The 15,477-nt window shown below is 69.8% G+C and carries 18 protein-coding genes; 13 read left to right on the forward strand and 5 right to left on the reverse strand.

Annotated features, from left to right (window positions below; genetic code table 11):
- Positions 1-2: 2 nt before the first annotated feature.
- Positions 3-1,133 carry a Gfo/Idh/MocA family oxidoreductase gene (locus AB0J78_RS27255; RefSeq protein ID WP_363793821.1) on the reverse strand — a complete coding sequence of 377 codons (1,131 nt, stop codon included), beginning with the start codon at positions 1,131-1,133 and terminating at the stop codon, positions 3-5.
- A gap of 187 nt (positions 1,134-1,320) precedes the next feature.
- Between AB0J78_RS27255 and AB0J78_RS27260 the strand changes: the two genes are divergently transcribed.
- The 6 genes from AB0J78_RS27260 to AB0J78_RS27285 all read left to right on the forward strand — a co-directional run bounded on the left by AB0J78_RS27260 (position 1,321) and on the right by AB0J78_RS27285 (position 7,455).
- On the forward strand, positions 1,321-2,517 hold the full coding sequence (locus AB0J78_RS27260) for an ROK family protein (RefSeq protein WP_363793823.1): 1,197 nt from the start codon (positions 1,321-1,323) through the stop codon (positions 2,515-2,517).
- A gap of 108 nt (positions 2,518-2,625) precedes the next feature.
- Complete coding sequence (locus AB0J78_RS27265; protein ID WP_363793825.1) at positions 2,626-3,903, forward strand: ABC transporter substrate-binding protein; 1,278 nt, start codon at positions 2,626-2,628, stop codon at positions 3,901-3,903.
- Positions 3,903-4,802 carry a sugar ABC transporter permease gene (locus AB0J78_RS27270; RefSeq protein ID WP_363793827.1) on the forward strand — a complete coding sequence of 300 codons (900 nt, stop codon included), beginning with the start codon at positions 3,903-3,905 and terminating at the stop codon, positions 4,800-4,802. Before AB0J78_RS27265 ends, AB0J78_RS27270 begins: the two co-directional genes overlap by 1 nt.
- Positions 4,799-5,614, forward strand: coding sequence for a carbohydrate ABC transporter permease (locus AB0J78_RS27275; RefSeq protein WP_363793829.1), 816 nt, complete (start codon positions 4,799-4,801; stop codon positions 5,612-5,614). Before AB0J78_RS27270 ends, AB0J78_RS27275 begins: the two co-directional genes overlap by 4 nt.
- A 27-nt stretch (positions 5,615-5,641) precedes the next feature.
- Positions 5,642-6,724, forward strand: coding sequence for a Gfo/Idh/MocA family oxidoreductase (locus AB0J78_RS27280; protein WP_363793831.1), 1,083 nt, complete (start codon positions 5,642-5,644; stop codon positions 6,722-6,724).
- Positions 6,721-7,455 carry a ThuA domain-containing protein gene (locus tag AB0J78_RS27285; protein WP_363793833.1) on the forward strand — a complete coding sequence of 245 codons (735 nt, stop codon included), beginning with the start codon at positions 6,721-6,723 and terminating at the stop codon, positions 7,453-7,455. Before AB0J78_RS27280 ends, AB0J78_RS27285 begins: the two co-directional genes overlap by 4 nt.
- Positions 7,456-7,539: 84 nt before the next feature.
- Here AB0J78_RS27285 and AB0J78_RS27290 read toward each other — a convergent pair whose 3' ends face one another.
- Positions 7,540-8,460, reverse strand: coding sequence for an oxygenase MpaB family protein (locus AB0J78_RS27290; protein WP_363793835.1), 921 nt, complete (start codon positions 8,458-8,460; stop codon positions 7,540-7,542).
- Positions 8,461-8,590: 130 nt separating this feature from the next.
- Here AB0J78_RS27290 and AB0J78_RS27295 point away from each other — a divergent pair, with 130 nt between their 5' ends.
- The 6 genes from AB0J78_RS27295 to AB0J78_RS27320 all read left to right on the forward strand — a co-directional run bounded on the left by AB0J78_RS27295 (position 8,591) and on the right by AB0J78_RS27320 (position 12,520).
- A complete protein-coding gene (locus AB0J78_RS27295; RefSeq protein ID WP_363793837.1) occupies positions 8,591-8,815 on the forward strand; it encodes a hypothetical protein in 225 nt (74 codons plus the stop codon).
- Between the two features lie 70 nt (positions 8,816-8,885).
- Positions 8,886-9,167 (forward strand): metal-sensitive transcriptional regulator, encoded by a 282-nt coding sequence (locus AB0J78_RS27300; RefSeq protein WP_145735666.1) that lies wholly within the window; start codon positions 8,886-8,888, stop codon positions 9,165-9,167.
- Between the two features lie 11 nt (positions 9,168-9,178).
- Complete coding sequence (locus tag AB0J78_RS27305; RefSeq protein ID WP_363793839.1) at positions 9,179-9,526, forward strand: hypothetical protein; 348 nt, start codon at positions 9,179-9,181, stop codon at positions 9,524-9,526.
- 67 nt (positions 9,527-9,593) lie between these two features.
- The gene (locus AB0J78_RS27310) at positions 9,594-10,172 is read left to right on the forward strand and encodes a DUF305 domain-containing protein (protein ID WP_363793841.1); all 579 of its coding nucleotides are present in this window, start codon (positions 9,594-9,596) and stop codon (positions 10,170-10,172) included.
- 212 nt (positions 10,173-10,384) lie between these two features.
- A complete protein-coding gene (locus tag AB0J78_RS27315) occupies positions 10,385-11,650 on the forward strand; it encodes a multidrug effflux MFS transporter (protein WP_363793843.1) in 1,266 nt (421 codons plus the stop codon).
- Positions 11,651-11,722: 72 nt separating this feature from the next.
- Complete coding sequence (locus AB0J78_RS27320; RefSeq protein WP_363793845.1) at positions 11,723-12,520, forward strand: SAM-dependent methyltransferase; 798 nt, start codon at positions 11,723-11,725, stop codon at positions 12,518-12,520.
- On the opposite strand, the gene AB0J78_RS27325 is transcribed toward AB0J78_RS27320, so the two are convergent.
- The 3 genes from AB0J78_RS27325 to AB0J78_RS27335 all read right to left on the reverse strand — a co-directional run bounded on the left by AB0J78_RS27325 (position 12,515) and on the right by AB0J78_RS27335 (position 14,727).
- A complete protein-coding gene (locus tag AB0J78_RS27325; protein WP_132679089.1) occupies positions 12,515-12,787 on the reverse strand; it encodes a GlsB/YeaQ/YmgE family stress response membrane protein in 273 nt (90 codons plus the stop codon). The two genes, AB0J78_RS27320 and AB0J78_RS27325, sit on opposite strands and share 6 nt — an antisense overlap.
- Positions 12,788-12,868: 81 nt before the next feature.
- Positions 12,869-13,747, reverse strand: a complete 879-nt coding sequence (locus AB0J78_RS27330) for an SAM-dependent methyltransferase (RefSeq protein WP_363793847.1) — start codon at positions 13,745-13,747, stop codon at positions 12,869-12,871.
- A gap of 92 nt (positions 13,748-13,839) precedes the next feature.
- The gene (locus AB0J78_RS27335) at positions 13,840-14,727 is read right to left on the reverse strand and encodes a class I SAM-dependent methyltransferase (RefSeq protein ID WP_363793849.1); all 888 of its coding nucleotides are present in this window, start codon (positions 14,725-14,727) and stop codon (positions 13,840-13,842) included.
- A gap of 361 nt (positions 14,728-15,088) precedes the next feature.
- Between AB0J78_RS27335 and AB0J78_RS27340 the strand changes: the two genes are divergently transcribed.
- Positions 15,089-15,391: a hypothetical protein gene (locus AB0J78_RS27340; RefSeq protein ID WP_363793850.1), complete on the forward strand. Its 303-nt coding sequence runs from the start codon at positions 15,089-15,091 to the stop codon at positions 15,389-15,391.
- The last annotated feature ends 86 nt before the right edge of the window (positions 15,392-15,477 follow it).

A 15,477-nucleotide genomic window follows, 5' to 3' on the forward strand; every position in this document is an offset into this window, starting at 1 on the left:
CATCACACCTTCGTCCAGGAACCGTTACCGGATGCGCGCACGACCGCGTCGACCAGCCGGGCCGAGCGGAGTCCGTCGGTGAAAGTCGGGAGACCTTCCGGGTCTCCGCCGTCGATCGCCGCGTAGGTGTCGGCGACGAACGCGTCGAAGCAGTCGGCGTAGCCCTGCGCGTGTCCGGCGGGCAGCTTCGAGAGCCTGCGCTGCTCGGCCGATCCTGTGCCGATGTCGCGCGTCAGGACGCGATTGCTCTCGGCACCGCCGAGCCAGATCTGCTCGGGATTTTCCTGGTCGAACACCGCGCTGCCGCCGGAACCGTCGAGCTCGAACCACAACCGGTTCTTCCGACCCGCTGCGATCTGCGAGATGGTGGCCGAGGCGAGCACGCCGGTGCCGGTGCGCAGCAGCAGCGCCGCGGTGTCCTCGGTGCGCACCTCGACCCGCTCGCCGGCGTCGCCGCTGGGGCCGCTGAAGCTGGCTCCCCCGGCGGCCGGACGGGTGGGCACGGCGATGGAGAACTCGGCGAAGACGTCGGTGAAGGTCTCCCCCGACACCCACTGCACGAGGTCGCACCAGTGCGAGCCGATGTCGGCGAAGGCGCGCGACACCCCGCCCTGCTCGGGGTCGACACGCCAGCCGGAGGCGTCCGGGTCGAGCATCCAGTCCTGCAGGTAGCTGCCGTGCAGCAGGTGCCAGTCGCCGAACTCACCGGCCTGCCGCCGGGCCCGGATCTCGCGAACCAGCGGGTGGTAGCGGTAGACGAAGGGCACCGTGGCGACGAGTCCGCTGGAGGCGGCGGCCGCGGCCATCCGCTCGGCCTGCTCCAGCGAAATCCCCAGCGGCTTCTCGCAGATCACGTGCTTGCCCGCGGCGAGCGCGGCTTCGGCGAACGGCGCGTGGGTGGCGTTGGGGGTGCAGATGTGCACCACCTCGACCCGATCGTCGGCGAGGACCTCGTCGAACGAGGCGAACGCGCAGACGTTCCACTCCCCCGCCTTCTCCAGCGAACGCTGCGGCGTGGACGCCAGCACTCCGACGATCTCGGCGCCGGCGAGCAGCGCGGAGCGCCGGTGCACCTCGCCGATCATCCCGGCGCCCACGATCGCGGCGCCCCGCCTGGTGTTCCCAGGGCTCACGCGCCTGCCTCCCTCGGTCGGTTCCGATGACAACGACGGGTGTCTCACGCCCGATTTTCGTCTTCGCTCACGCTAGGACCCCACTTTTATGCCGACAATAGCTACAATTTATTTTCTTTTCGGTCATAAATAAGCGGTAATTCCGCCGGAGGGGGCGACCGTGGGATGGGATCCGGTCCGGTTGACGGTGCCTAGGACGTCCGGGCGCGCTGACGCGAACCTGGTGCTCAGCGTGCTGACCAGGCTGATCGCCTCCGGCACGGCGGAAAGCCGCGCGGAACTGGTCAAGCACACCGGCCTGGCCCGCTCCACCGTCAACAGCCACCTGGACGCGCTCATCGCGGCCGAGGTGGTCGCCGAACGCGGCGCGCTCAACGGAGGCGGCCGGGGACGTCCCGCCCACCGGCTGGCGATCTCCCCGCGCGCCGGGGTCGTGCTGGCCGCCGACGTCGGCGCGCACAGCACCCGGCTGGCGGTGGCCGACCTCGGCCAAGACCCGCTCGCCGAGAAGCAAGTGGCGCTGGACCTCTCGGTCGGCCCGGAGAAGGCCCTCGACGTGCTCACCGAGCACCTGCGGGACCTGCTGCGCACCACCGACGTCGCCGCCGACGAGGTCAAGGCGCTGGTCATGGGACTTCCCGGCCCGGTGGACCCGCGCATGGGCATGCCGGTGCGACCGCCGATCATGCCCGGCTGGGACGGCTTCCCGGTCGGCGACACGATGGCCGACCGCTTCGACTGCACCGCCTCGGTCGACAACGACGTGAACCTGATGGCCCTGGGCGAGGCCCGCGCGCTGCCCGCCGCGGAGTCGCCGCTGCTGTTCCTCAAGATCGGCACCGGGATCGGCGGCGGCATCGTCTCGGCGACCGGTGAGCTGCACCGGGGTTCCGACGGCGCGGCCGGCGACATCGGGCACATCCGGGTGCCCGGCGCCGACGACGTGATCTGTCAGTGCGGCAACGTCGGCTGCGTGGAGGCGGTGGCCTCAGCCGACGCGGTGCTGCGCGGGCTGCGCGCCGAGTCCGGCGGGCCGGAGACGATAGAGGATCTGGCCCAGCTGCTGCGCGACGGCGACGCGCTGGCCATCCGCAGGATCCGGGCCGCCGCGGCGACCATCGGCGAGGTGGTGGCGATGCTGGTGCACTTCTACAACCCGAAGCGGATCGTCCTAGGTGGACTGATCACCTCGGTCGGAGATGACCTGCTCGCCGGGATCCGCAGCGTCGTCTACCGCCGAGCGCTGCCGCTGGCGACCCGGCACCTCTCGCTGGCCAACAGCACCCTCGGCCGCTCCGCCGGGCTCGCCGGCGCGGTGGTCGCCGGCATCGAGAACGTGCTCTCCCCGGAAGGAATTCCCGCCCTGGTCCGAGAGATCCCTTGACACCCCGCATCCGCGCGGCAACCATTTGATCCGTCTCACGCCGCCGTTTCGACCGGTGCCCGGGTCTGCCCGGCGTCACCGCCGACGAACCGCGAAGCGGAGACAACCATGCCTTCATCCCGGCCCTGGGCCGCCGTCGCCGCAGCGGCGCTGGTCCTCAGCGGCTGCGCGAGCGCTCCCCCGACCGGTCCGCCGGGCGAGCACGCACCCCCGGTCTCCGTCGCCGATCCCGCCTCAGCTCGGGGTGCGCGCGGCGAGGTGACCATCTGCGGAGTGCGCGACACCGGCGTTTTCGAGACCCTCACTCAGGAGTTCAACGCGCGCGGCACCGGGCTGACCGCGCGCTACATCGAGATCGGCCAGGACACCGACTCCACCCGCGCCCAGGCGTTGCAGCGGCTGGAGGGCGGTTCGTCGGAGTGCGACATCTACCTCACCGACGTGACCTGGACCAGCGAGTGGGCCACCCAGGGCTGGCTGCTCGACCACAGCAGGCTCACCGAACGGCACCGCGACGAGCTGATGCCGACCACGTTGGAAACGGTGCGCTACGCCGGGCGTGACTGGGCGGTTCCCTTCTACACCAACGCCGGGCTGCTGTTCTACCGCGCCGACCGCGTTCCCCCTCCTACCACCTGGCGCGAGGTCTACGCCCAGGCCGGGCAGGACCGGTCGCACCGGGTGGAGATGCAGGCCAAGCGCTACGAGGGGCTGACCGCGAACTTCCTGGAACTGCTCTACTCGGCCGGCGGTTCGGTGATCGACGACTCGGGCCGGGTCACCGTCGACTCGCCGCAGACCCGGGAGGTGCTGCGGCTGATGAGCCAGGGCCTGGAGTCCGGGGCGATCGACCGCGCGTGCCTGACCTACGACGAGGACTACGCCCGCCGCGCCTACGAATCCGGCGCGGCAGGCTACCTGCGCCAATGGCCCAGCGCGCACAAGAAGATCCAGGAAACCGCAGCGGGTCCCGTCACCCAGGCGGTGGCGCTGCCGGCCTTCGACGAGCGCAGCAAACCGGCTGCGGTGCTGGGCGGCTGGAACCTCGCCATCGCCGCGAAGTCCGACGACCCGGGCGCGGCCGTCGCGCTCATCGACTACGCCACCAGCGCGCAGTTCCAGAAGAAGATGGTGCTCGACACCGCCCAGGCCCCGGTGTTCGCCGCGCTCTACGACGACCCGCATGTGCGCGCCGAACTGCCGTTCATCCCGCAGCTCAAGGAGTCGTTGCTGCAGGCGAAGCCGCGTCCGCGCTCACCGGTGTACGCGCAGGTGTCGCGCGCGATCTACGACAACGTCTACGAGGTGATCTCCGGGCAGGCCGACGTGGAGTCGGGCGTGCGGAAGATGAGCGCAGACGTCGCGACCGCCCAGGAGACGTTCTGATGAGCCGAGTCGACGCCCAGCAGCGGCGCACCGCCGTGTGGATGGTCTCCCCAGCCCTGGTGATCATGTTCCTGGTGGCGGCGGTGCCGATCGGCTACGCGGTCTGGTTGTCGCTCAACGTCTACAGCGTCCGGCGTGAGGGTCTGTCGCACTTCGTCGGCCTGACCAACTACTGGAACGCGCTGATCTCCGAGGAGTGGTGGCGGGCGTTCGGGCAGACCTTCCTGTTCGCCTTCACCTCCGTGGCCCTCGAAGTGGTCCTCGGCGTGGCGATGGCGCTGCTGCTCAACGTGGCGTTCCGGGGTCGCGGCCTGCTCCGCTCGGTGCTGCTGGTGCCCTACGCGGTGCTGACGGTGGTTTCGGCGATCACCTGGCAGGCCATGTTCGAGTCCAACCTCGGCCTGGTCACCGGGCTGCTGCGGGCCCTCGGCCTGCCCGGCGGCGAGCAGGTGTGGCTGGCCGAACCCGGCTACGCGATGGTGGTGATCATCGTCGCCGACGTGTGGAAGACCGCGCCGTTCGTCGCGCTGCTGGTGCTGGCCGGGTTGCAGGTCATCCCCGGCGATGTCTACGAGGCGGCGGACCTGGACGGGGCGAGCCGCTGGCAGACGTTCTGGCGGGTCACGCTGCCGCTGCTGCGCCCGGCGATCGCGCTGGCGGCGATCTTCCGGTTGCTCGACGCGCTGCGGATCTTCGACCTGCCGTTCGTGCTGACCAAGGGGTCCAACGGGACCGAGACGATGTCCATGATCGCCTACCAGGAGCTGCGCGAACAGCGGCTGATCGGGCAGGGCTCGGCGCTGTCGATCCTCACCTTCATCACCGTTATGGCCGTGTCGCTGGTCTACATCCGCTTCGCGGGCGGCAACATTCGCGACGTCGCGGAGGAGAAGTCATGACACGCCCCGTGGTCCTGCTGTTCGCGCTGCTGGTGATGCTGGCCTCGCTGGTGCCGTTCTACTGGCTGGTCAACACCTCGCTCAAGACCGGCGCCGAGCTGTCCTCGGGTTCGCTGGTGCCCGGTTCGCCGTCGCTGCGGAACTACCTGGACGTGCTGGCCGACGAGGACTTCCTGACGGCGCTGGGCAATTCGCTGGTCGTCGGGGTGGTGACGACCTCGCTGGCGCTGCTGCTGGCCTCGTTCGCGGCCTACGCGCTGGCGCGGCTGAAGCTGCCGCGCAAGGGCATCATCCTCGGGCTGGTGCTGTCGGTGACGACGTTCCCGGTGATCGCCATCGCGGCACCGATGTTCACGATCTGGCGCGAGATCGGCCTCTACGACACCCTCGCCGGCCTGATCATCCCGAAGCTGACCTTCGCGCTGCCGATGGCGATCTTCGTGCTCACCTCGTTCTTCCGCGAGATCCCCTTCGAACTGGAGGAGTCCGCGCTGATCGACGGGGCGAGCCCGTTCACCGCGTTCCGCAAGGTGATCCTGCCGCTGGCCGTTCCCGGCATCGCCACCACGGCGATCCTGGTGTTCATCTCGGTGTGGAACGAATTCCTGCTTGCGGTCACGCTCACCTCCACCCCGGAGGCCCGGACCGTTCCGGTCGCCATCGCCTACTTCTCCGGAACGAGCGATTTCGACCACCCGATCGGCACTATCAGCGCGGCGTCCGTGCTCGTCACCCTGCCACTGCTGATACTCGTGCTGGTCTTCCAGAAGCGCATCGTGGCCGGTCTGACCGCCGGCGCGATCAAGGGCTGAGGCCACCGCAGAAGAAGGAGTCCCTTGATGAGTGACCCCACGTTCCGGGTCGGAGTCGTCGGCGTCGGCTGGGCGGGGCAGCAGCACCTCGCCGCCTACCAGGCGCTGCCCAACGTTGAGATCGTGGCGATCGCCGGGCAGGAGGCCGACTTGCTGGCCTCGCTCGGCGAGGAGTACGGCGCACCGCACCTGTTCGAGAGCTGGGAGCAGCTCGTCGAGCTGCCCGAGCTGGACGCGGTGAGCATCGCGGTGCCCAACTTCCTGCACGCCCCGATCGCCATCGCCGCGCTCAAGCGCGGACTGCACGTGCTCAGCGAGAAGCCCTTGGCCCGCAACGGCATCGAGGGCAGGCAGATGGTCGACGCCGCGCGTTCGGCCGGCCGGGTGCTCGACGTGGCGTTCAACCACCGGCTGCGCGGCGACATCCAGACCCTCGGCGGGATCATCCAGAGCGGCGAGCTCGGACGGCCCTACTACGCCAAGGCGTCCTGGATGCGGCGGCGCGGCATCCCCAAGATCGGCAGCTGGTTCACCAACCGCGAGATGGCCGGCGGCGGGCCGCTGGCCGACATCGGCGTGCACGTGCTGGACTACGCGCTGTTCCTGCTCGGCGAGCCGAAGGTGGAGTCGGTCAGCGCGGTGACCTACGCCGAGCTGGGTCCGCGCAACATCGGCGGCATGAAGTGGGAAACCGCCCAGTCCAAGGGCGGTTTCGAGGTCGAGGACTTCGCATCTGCGTTCATCCGGCTCGAAGGCGGCGGGACGCTGGTGCTGGAGACATCGTGGGCGGCGTTCCGCAATCCCACCGACCTCATCGACTTCAGCGTCCTGGGGACCGAGGGCGGCGCCGAGCTCAGGGCTGTCGGCGCCACCAAGGCGCAGGTCGGTGACCTGCACGTGTACCGGGACGTCGACGGTGAGATCGCCGACTACCAGCCCAGCGCCGAACCCGGGCGCGCGCACGCCGCGGTGGTGGAGAACTTCGTGCGGCTGATGGGTTCTCCACAGGAGTGGCCGGACAACGACGGCTCGCAGGCGCTGCGCCGCGCGGAGGTCATCGACGCCTGCTACCTCTCGGCAGCCGAGAAGCGGGAGGTGGCGGTCGCGTGAGCGGTCTGCGCATCACGATCTGGAACGAGGGCGTGCACGAGGCGGAGCAGGACCCGCCGGTGATGGCCGAGATCTACCCGGACGGCATCCACGGCGCCCTCGCCGAGGGGATCCGGCAGGGGCTGCCCGAGGCCTCGGTGCGCACCGCCCTGCTGGCCGACCCCGAGCACGGGCTGCCCGAGGAGGTGCTGGCCGACACCGACGTGCTGCTGTGGTGGGGACATCGCGCGCACGGTGAGGTCGACGAGGCGGTGGTGGACCGGGTGCAGCGGCACGTCCTGGGCGGCATGGGGCTGCTGGTGCTGCACTCCGGGCACTTCTCGAAGATCTTCCAGCGGCTCCTGGGCACCACCTGCTCGCTGGGCTGGCGCGACGCGGCAGAGCAGGAGCTGGTGTGGACCGTCGCCCCGCACCACCCGATCACCGAGGGCGTGCCGAACCCGCTGGTCATCCCCGAGCAGGAGACCTACAGCGAGTTCTTCGACATCCCCGCGCCGGACGAGCTGATCTTCATCTCCTCCTTCGACGGCGGTGAGGTCTTCCGCTCGGGCCTGACGTTCTTCCGGGGCCACGGCCGGATCTTCTACTTCAGCCCCGGCGATCAGCGCTATCCCGTCTACCACCAGCCGGAGATCCGCAGGATCCTCACCAACGGCATCACCTGGGCCGCCCAGCCGGACCGCCCCCGAACGGCTCCCGACGTCGCCAAGCTCGACCGACACTGGCGGTGACCAGCACTTTTTCGAATTTCGCGCGAAGTTCGACCGGCAGAGTTCGGACTAAAACTTCGCGCGAAATTCGAATTCCTCACCCCGTCAGGTGACGTTGGCCGGGAAGTAGTGCTTCGGGTCGCCGCGCTTGTGGGGTGGCGGGTAGTTGCGCGGCGGCGTTTCCACCAGCGGGGCGTCCGCGGGGAGACGCCCTTGTGCCCGGTTCCACGCCGCCCTCGCCCGCGGGTGGAGGCGGAGCCTGAACGGAACGAGGCTCCAGAGGACGGCGAAGGCTCGGCCTACGACCTTGAGGAGGAGCTCGTCGCGGCGGGTCCAGCGCAGGCCGAGCTTCTCGCGGATCGGCGGGTCGTAACAGCCGGTGGTGAGCCAGTGCATGAGCCGCACCGTCGGTGGCCGCAGCAGCCGCCAGACGGGTTCGGGCAACCAGCGCACCAGCGGCGGCCTGCCGATGCGGGAGAGGTCGCGGACGTCGAGGGTGGCCTTGTTGACCTCCAGCACGTCGCGGCACATGTGGTCCCAGTAACGCTGGAAGCTCGGCCAGTCCGGCGGGACCGGGCGCATGCTCATGCCGTAGAGCCGGTACCACTGCACGCCCTCGGCGTAGACCTGCGCCTTCTGCTCCTCGGTCAACGGCTTGCCCAGGCGGTCGTTGATCAGGATCGGCATCACCAGGAACGTCGCGTGAGCCCAGAAGAACGTCTCCGGGTTGAGCGCGTGGTAGGGCCTGCCGCGCTTGTCGACGCCCTTGATGCCGTTGTGGAAGCCGCGGACCAGTTTCGCCGTCTCCTCCGCGCGCGGGCCGTCGTAGACCACGCCGCCGATCGGGTACAGCGATCGGTAGAGCCGCTCCCAGCGCTCGTCGAAGAACTCCGAGTGCTCCTCCACGCCGGCGCCCAGCTGCGGGTGCATGTTCTGCATCGACCCGGCCCACAGCGCCAGCAGCAGCCCGCGCCAGTCGCCGAAGTAGCGCCACATATACGAATCCGGCCCCAGCGGTTCGGGCATGCGACGCTCCGTTCGATCTGAGCACGGCCGTCATCAAACGTAAGCAGGCCGACACGCAGCGTCAATGCCGCACGCCCGGACGGACGCCGCCGGGCCCGCGCCTAGACTCGGGGGCGGAGGTGGTCGGGCCGTGACCAAGAGCCAACTCGGCATCCTGCTGGTGCGCACGCTGCTGTTCTTCGCCGTGGCGGTGGCCCTGGGCGTGATCAACGGCTGGCCGTCGTACGCCGTCATCGCCGTGGCGCTGACCGGTGGCGCCGCGCTCGTCCAGCTCGGCGGGTGGTTGTGGATGCGCCGCGCCGAGCAGCGCGGCACTGCGGCGGAGAATCCGACCACGCGCAGCGAGTTCCTCTGACCGGACTGGCCACAACTACCCCCCTGGGGTATAAAGGTGGTGGGTCCACCGACCCAGGGGAGGTAATTCGATGCACGGCTACGCCCACAACAAGGACGACTACGCCAAGCGACTGCGTCGCATCGAGGGTCAGGTGCGCGGGCTCGCGCGCATGATCGACGACGACGAGTACTGCATCGACGTGCTCACCCAGGTCTCGGCCACCACGAAGGCGCTGCAGGCCGTGGCGCTGGGACTGCTCGACGAGCACCTCAAGCACTGCGTCTCCGAGGCGATGTCCGAGGGCGGCGAGCAGGCCGAGGCCAAGATCCGCGAGGCCAGCGACGCCATCGCGCGCCTGGTGAAGTCCTGACGGCTCTGCCCGTGCGCACCGGAGCGTTCCGCTGGGCCCTGCTGGTGGCCCTGGCCCTCGGCGTGGTGCTCATGCACCACGTTCCCGCGCAGCACGACGCGCACCACGCCCCGCACACCGTCGGCGTGCACGCCCAGGTCAACGCCTCCGACGACGCCGCGCCCGCCGGGCACGACGCGCTGCACCTGTGCCTGGCCGTCGCCGCGAGCTTCCTCGCGCTGCTGGCCTCACGCCTGGGCCTGGCCGTCCTCGTCGCGGCCGAGATGTTCATCCCCCGGATCCGGCGCACACTGCAACGAGCGCGACCTCCGGACCCATTACCTCGGCGGCTCGCCGCACTCTGCGTACTCCGGCGCTGATCGGCCTGCGGACCGGCTCGACCCGGTCACGCCCGATCCCGCCAATTCGAAGACGAGGTAATTCGCGATGAAGCACGCCCGAATGGGCGCCGCTGTGCTCGGCGCCGCCCTGCCCCTGTCGTTCCTGGCCGGCTGCGGCCAGGCGGAGAACCCCGCCCCGGCGGCTCCGCCCGCCCAGACCGCGCCCGCGCACAACGACGTCGACGCGATGTTCGCCCAAGGCATGGTGCCGCACCACGAACAGGCCGTCGAGATGTCCAGGATGGCCGCCCAGAACGCCGGATCCCAGCAGGTCAAGCACCTGGCCGCCCGGATCGAGGCGGCGCAGGGCCCGGAGATCGACAAGCTGAACGGCTGGCTGCGGGACTGGAACGTCCAGCAATCCGGACACGGGGAACATGGCGGTCACGCGATGACCGGCATGATGGCCACCGACGAGATGGCCAGCCTCGGCCAGAACAAGGGCCCCGAGTTCGACCAGAAGTTCCTGATGCTGATGATCAAGCACCACGAAGGTGCGGTCGCGATGGCCCGGACCGAGGTGGAGAAGGGTCGTTTCCCCGACGCCCAGCAGATGGCGCGGGAGATCATGATCAGCCAGCAGTCCGAGATCGACTCCATGCGCACGATGCTCACGCAGCACTGAGCGATCGGCCGCCCGGGTCCGCCGGGCCCGGGCAGCCCGCGCGGAACCCGGAATTCACGCAACGGTAATCAATTCCGGGAATAACCGTCCACAGTAGACATCAGATCCAAGATCTGTAACCCGCATCACAGCGAATTCTCGATTCCTCCGGAACAAAGGCGGCTCCCACCACGCTCTACGTCGGGTACCGAACGACATTCCGAAGGGAACCGATGGAAGACGTTGCTGTGCAATCCCCGGCGGCGCCGGCCCGGACGACCGAGGTCCGCGCCGACGAACCGACCGGGCTGAAGCGACTGCGCATCATCGTGGTGCTCGGGGCGCTGATCGCCCTGGGGCCGCTGACCATCGACATGTACCTGCCCGCGCTGCCCTCCATCGGCGCGGACCTGGGGGCTCCCGACTCCACCGTGCAGCTCACCCTCACCGGGACGCTGCTCGGCCTGGGGCTGGGACAACTGCTGATCGGCCCGCTCTCCGACGTCGTCGGACGCCGCAAGCCGCTCATCGCCGGCACCGCGCTGCACATCCTCGCCTCGCTGGCCTGCCTCATCGCGCCGAACGTCGCCGTGCTCGGCGGTCTGCGCGTGGTGCAGGGAGTCGGGGCGGCCGCGGCGATGGTGGTCGCGATGGCCGTGGTGCGCGACCTGTGGTCCGGGCGCGCGGCCGCCACCGCGCTCTCGCGGCTGATCCTGGTCATGGGCATCGCGCCGATCCTGGCTCCGACGCTGGGCGGCGCGGTGCTGCTGTCGACCTCGTGGCGCGGGGTCTTCGGCGTGCTGGCCGCGCTCGGTGCGGCCCTGCTGGTGCTGGCGGTGCTCGCGCTGCCGGAGTCGCTGCCGCCGCGGCGCAGGCAGGAACCGCACTTCGCGCCGGTGCTCAAGACCTACGGCAAGCTGCTCACCGACCGCGAGTTCGTGCTGCTGCTGGTCGTGGCCGCGCTGGCGATGACGGCGCTGTTCTCCTACGTGTCGGGCTCCTCGTTCGTGCTGCAGGAGCAGTACGGGCTCAACCAGCAGTCGTTCGGCCTGGTCTTCGGAGCGGGCGCGGTGGCGCTGATCGGCGCATCGCAGCTCAACGTCGTGCTGCTCAACCGCTTCACCACGATGCAGATCGTGGTGACCTCCCTGATCGTGGCCACCGCCTCCGGGCTGGTGATGGTCGCCCTGACCACCACCGGGATCGGCGGGCTGGTCGGGTTCCTGGTGCCGTTGTGGCTGGTCCTCGGGTCGATGGGCTTCGTGATGCCCAACGCCCCGGCGCTGGCGCTGGGCCGGCACGGCGAGGCCGCCGGCACCGCCGCGGCACTGCTGGGCGCCTGCCAGTTCGGGCTCGGCGCGCTGATCGCGCCGCTGGTCGGAGTGCTGGGCAACGACGGGCCCGCGATGGCGGTCATCATGACCTCCGGCGCGGCGGTCGCCCTGGTGGCCCTGGCTGCGGTGGTACGGCTCAGCAACCGAACCGTGGCCGCTGCTTGACCCCGGACCGGGGTGACCAACCTCTAACATCACGGCTGGGCGGGATCACCGCCCAGCCGTGAGGAGGTCGCGATGTCCGAGCCCAACGAAGTCGATCTGGACAAGCCCAACGCTGCGCGGGTCTACGACTACTACCTCGGCGGCAATCACAACTTCGCCGTGGACCGCAAGATGGGCGAGGAAGCGATCGCGATGTGGCCGGAGCTTCCGCAGATCATGCAGGCCAACCGCGCTTTCCTGCGACGCGCGGTGCACTGCTGCGTCGAGCAGGGCATCCGGCAGTTCCTCGACCTGGGCTCGGGCATCCCGACCGTGGGCAACGTGCACGAAGTGGCGCAGCTGGCGGCACCCGGCAGCCGCGTCGTCTACGTCGACACCGACCCCGTCGCGGTGGCCTACAGCAAGAACCTGCTGGCCGACAACGCCGATGCCGACATCGTGGGCGCCGACGCCCGCGACCCGGAAGCCGTCCTGGCCTCGGACGAGGTCGCCGCGCTGCTCGACCTGGACCAGCCGGTGGCGGTGATGATGGTGGCGCTGCTGCACTTCGTCGGCGACGAATCCGCGCCGCACGAGATCATCGCGCGCTACCGGGACGCGTTGGCCCCGGGCAGCTTCCTGTGCATCTCGCACGCCACCAACGAGGGGCGCCCGGACGTCGCCGACGGCCACGCCGACCTCTACAAGCAGCGGACCGCCACTCCTCTGACGTTCCGCTCGCGAGCCGAGATCGGCGGGTTCTTCGAGGGCTTCGAACTGGTCGAACCGGGCCTGGTCTTCCTGCCGCAGTGGCGACCGGTCTCCCCCTCGGAGGTCGGCGACAACCCGGAGCGCATGACCGGACTGGCGGGCGTCGGCCGGAAACTATGACCGGACGCGGCGCTTGCGGCCGGTGACCTTGTTGTAGATGACCAGCACGATCACCGCGCCGATGACCGATCCGATCCAACCGGCGGGCTGGAAGCCGCGCAGCCCCACGGTGAACAAGCCGAACAGGAAACCGCCGACGGCGGAACCCACGACGCCGAGGACGATCGTCATCAGCAGGCCGATGTCGTCCTTGCCCGGCACGATGGCGCGGGCCAGGAAACCGGCGATCAGGCCGAACACGATCCAGCCGAGAATTGTCAGGAACACCGAGCTCACCCGTTTTCGCTCGCGGACAGTGCGAATTCCCAGGCTACTCCGATCATGTCCGGCCGGTCGCGGTGATCGTCTTCACCTGGGTTTCGAGGCGGTCACGAAACGGCTGACCTCGAGCATCGGACCGATCGCCAGGCCGGGGTCCCTGCCGAGCCGAACCGCCGCGTCCTGGCTGGTCTCGGCTTCGCCGCTCCATCCCAGCTCCGCCAGCAGATCGGGAGCGGGCGGGCGGCCGTCGTCGTGCAGGATCGCGCTGACGTCCATGCCCTGCTGCCTGCCGTACTCGGAGATCTTCGCGTCGTTGGCGATCTTGCCGGTGTCGCGGAATTCCTCCACCGCCAAGCGGCTTCCCGGCGCGGACAGGTCGGTGATGGCGCGCAGGAGCCCTCGCTCCGCATCGGCCGGCAGGTAGGGCAGCAACCCTTCGGCCAGCCACCCGGTGGGAACTCCGACGTCCAGGCCTGCGGCGATCAGCGCGGCGGGCCAGTCCTCGCGCAGGTCGATCCCCAGGGTCCGGTGCTCGCAGCCGGGCTCGACCCGGTCGAGGATCTCCCGTTTGAACTGAAGGACTTTCGGCTGGTCGAGTTCGAACACCGCGGTCCCGTCAGGCCAGTCGAGCCGATAGGCGCGCGTGTCCAGGCCTGCGGCCAGGATCACGAACTGGCGCACGCCGGATTCGGCGACCTGAGCGAAGAAGTCGTCGAAGAAGCGGGAGCGGACACCGATGTAGTGGTCGATGCGCTCGGCCCAGCGGCGCCCGTCATCGGGGATCGCTGCCAGCTCCTCCGGCGTGGTCGGGAACGCCATCCCCTGGCCCGCGGCGCGCACCAGCGTTTCGGCGTGGGGGTCGTTGATGAGCCGGTCGTCCCGGCAGCTCTCGATCGCGCGCGCGGCGGCCACCGCCAACGCGGTGACGCCGATGCCGCTGACGATGTCCCAGTCCTGTTCTGCCACTCCCCGATCGTAAGCGGCGGACGCGGTCGGCGCGGGGCCGCGGCGAGCCCCGAAAGCACCTGCCGAACAGGTCCTTTCGGGGCCCGCGCACCTCACGCGGCCTTGTGCGCCTCGACGAAGCGGCTGGCGTCGGCCATCTCGCCGAACATCCCGCTGAGGTCGCGGCCGTAGCCCCGCGCCTTCGCCTCGGCGCCTTCGACCTCGGTCTTCCAGCCCAGTCCTCGCAGCACGTCCGGGGCCTCGGGACGGTCGTCGGAGTGCAGCAGGTCGCGCATGTCCAGACCCCACTCCTGGCCGAAGTCGGCGAGGTCCTCGTCCTCGAAGAGCCGGCGGACGTCGTTGAAGTCCTCCACCGCCAACCGGCTGCCGAACGTGGAGAGCCGGTCGATGGTCGTCAGCAGCTGCTGCTCGGCCTCCGGCGGGAGGTAGGGCAGCAGGCCCTCGGCGAGCCACGCGGTGGGCGCCTCGGTGTCGAAACCGGCCTCGGTCAGCGCCGAGGACCAGTCCTCGCGCAGGTCGATCGGCACCGGCCGGTGCGCGCACTTCGGCGCGGCGCCGAGCCCGTCGAGGACGGTCTGCTTGAACTCCAGGACCTTGGGCTGGTCGATCTCGAACACGGTCGTGCCCGCGGCCCAGTCCAGGCGGTGGGCACGTGCGTCCAGGCCGGAGGCCAGGATCACCACCTGCCGGACTCCGGCCTCGCCCGCCGCGGAGAAGAAGTCGTCGAAGCAGCGCGAGCGCACGCCCATGTAGTCCTCCATCTTGGCCTGCGCCCAGATGGAGTCGTCCGGCAGCTGCGCCACCTCCTCCGGGGAGGTCGGCATCGGCGCCGGCGCGTCGGCGGCCTTGACGAACGCCGCGGCGAACGGATCCGACATGAGCCGGTCCTCGCGGTGGGTCTCCAGCGCCCGCGCCGCAGCCACGCCCAGCGCGGTCAGCCCGACGCTGGTCACGATGTCCCATTGCTGGCCAGTAGTCACGCTCGCGCCCCTTTCAGTTCCCGTGCTTCCCCCGGGGACCTCATTCGTTCCGGTCGCTCAGCCGAACTCGCCGAGCAGAAATCGGTACTCACCGTGACCGTAACAAGTTAGTTGCGCGTATCAACTAAGTGTGCGCCAGCGCACAACCGGAGCGGACGAACTGCTGAAAGCCGCTCAGCCTGGCGAAATGCGCAGCCCGGCGGATTCGCGACAGGCTGTTCGGCCCAGGGAGATCGACGAGCCAAAACATGAAATGACGGGCCGCACTCAGCTCACCGTTGCACCGGAGCAACGAGATCCACCCAAGTGGGTGATCAGCGACCGAGCACATTGTGCCGTTCAGCGCATAGACTCCCGCCCCGTGACTGCACTACCGCACAGCTCGACCGAGGCGGCCCTTCGCGACGCGGTGGACACAGCCCTCATCGACTTGCTGACCAAGCCGAACACCCCGGCAGACCGCGCCCGCCAGGAACTGATGCGCGCGGTGGGGTTGCTCGACGAGCACCCGCAGATCGCCGTCTCCGCGGATGCGGCGACCGCGGTGCGCACCGCCGCGGACCACCTCGCCCACGGCGAGCGCGCGAACGCGCGCACAGCGCTGGTCACCGCCCGCGGTCGCCTCTCCTCGCCCGGCTCCCGGCAGGCCGCGCGCAACACCTGACGGTCCGACTTCCTCAAGCCCGGCGCGGAGCAACCCGCGCCGGGCTTGAGACGTCTTCAGGCGAAGCACGGTTCGCTCTGGAGGAT

It is taken from the genome of Saccharopolyspora sp. NPDC049426 (assembly GCF_040676935.1).
Classification (GTDB): Bacteria; Actinomycetota; Actinomycetes; order Mycobacteriales; family Pseudonocardiaceae; genus Saccharopolyspora.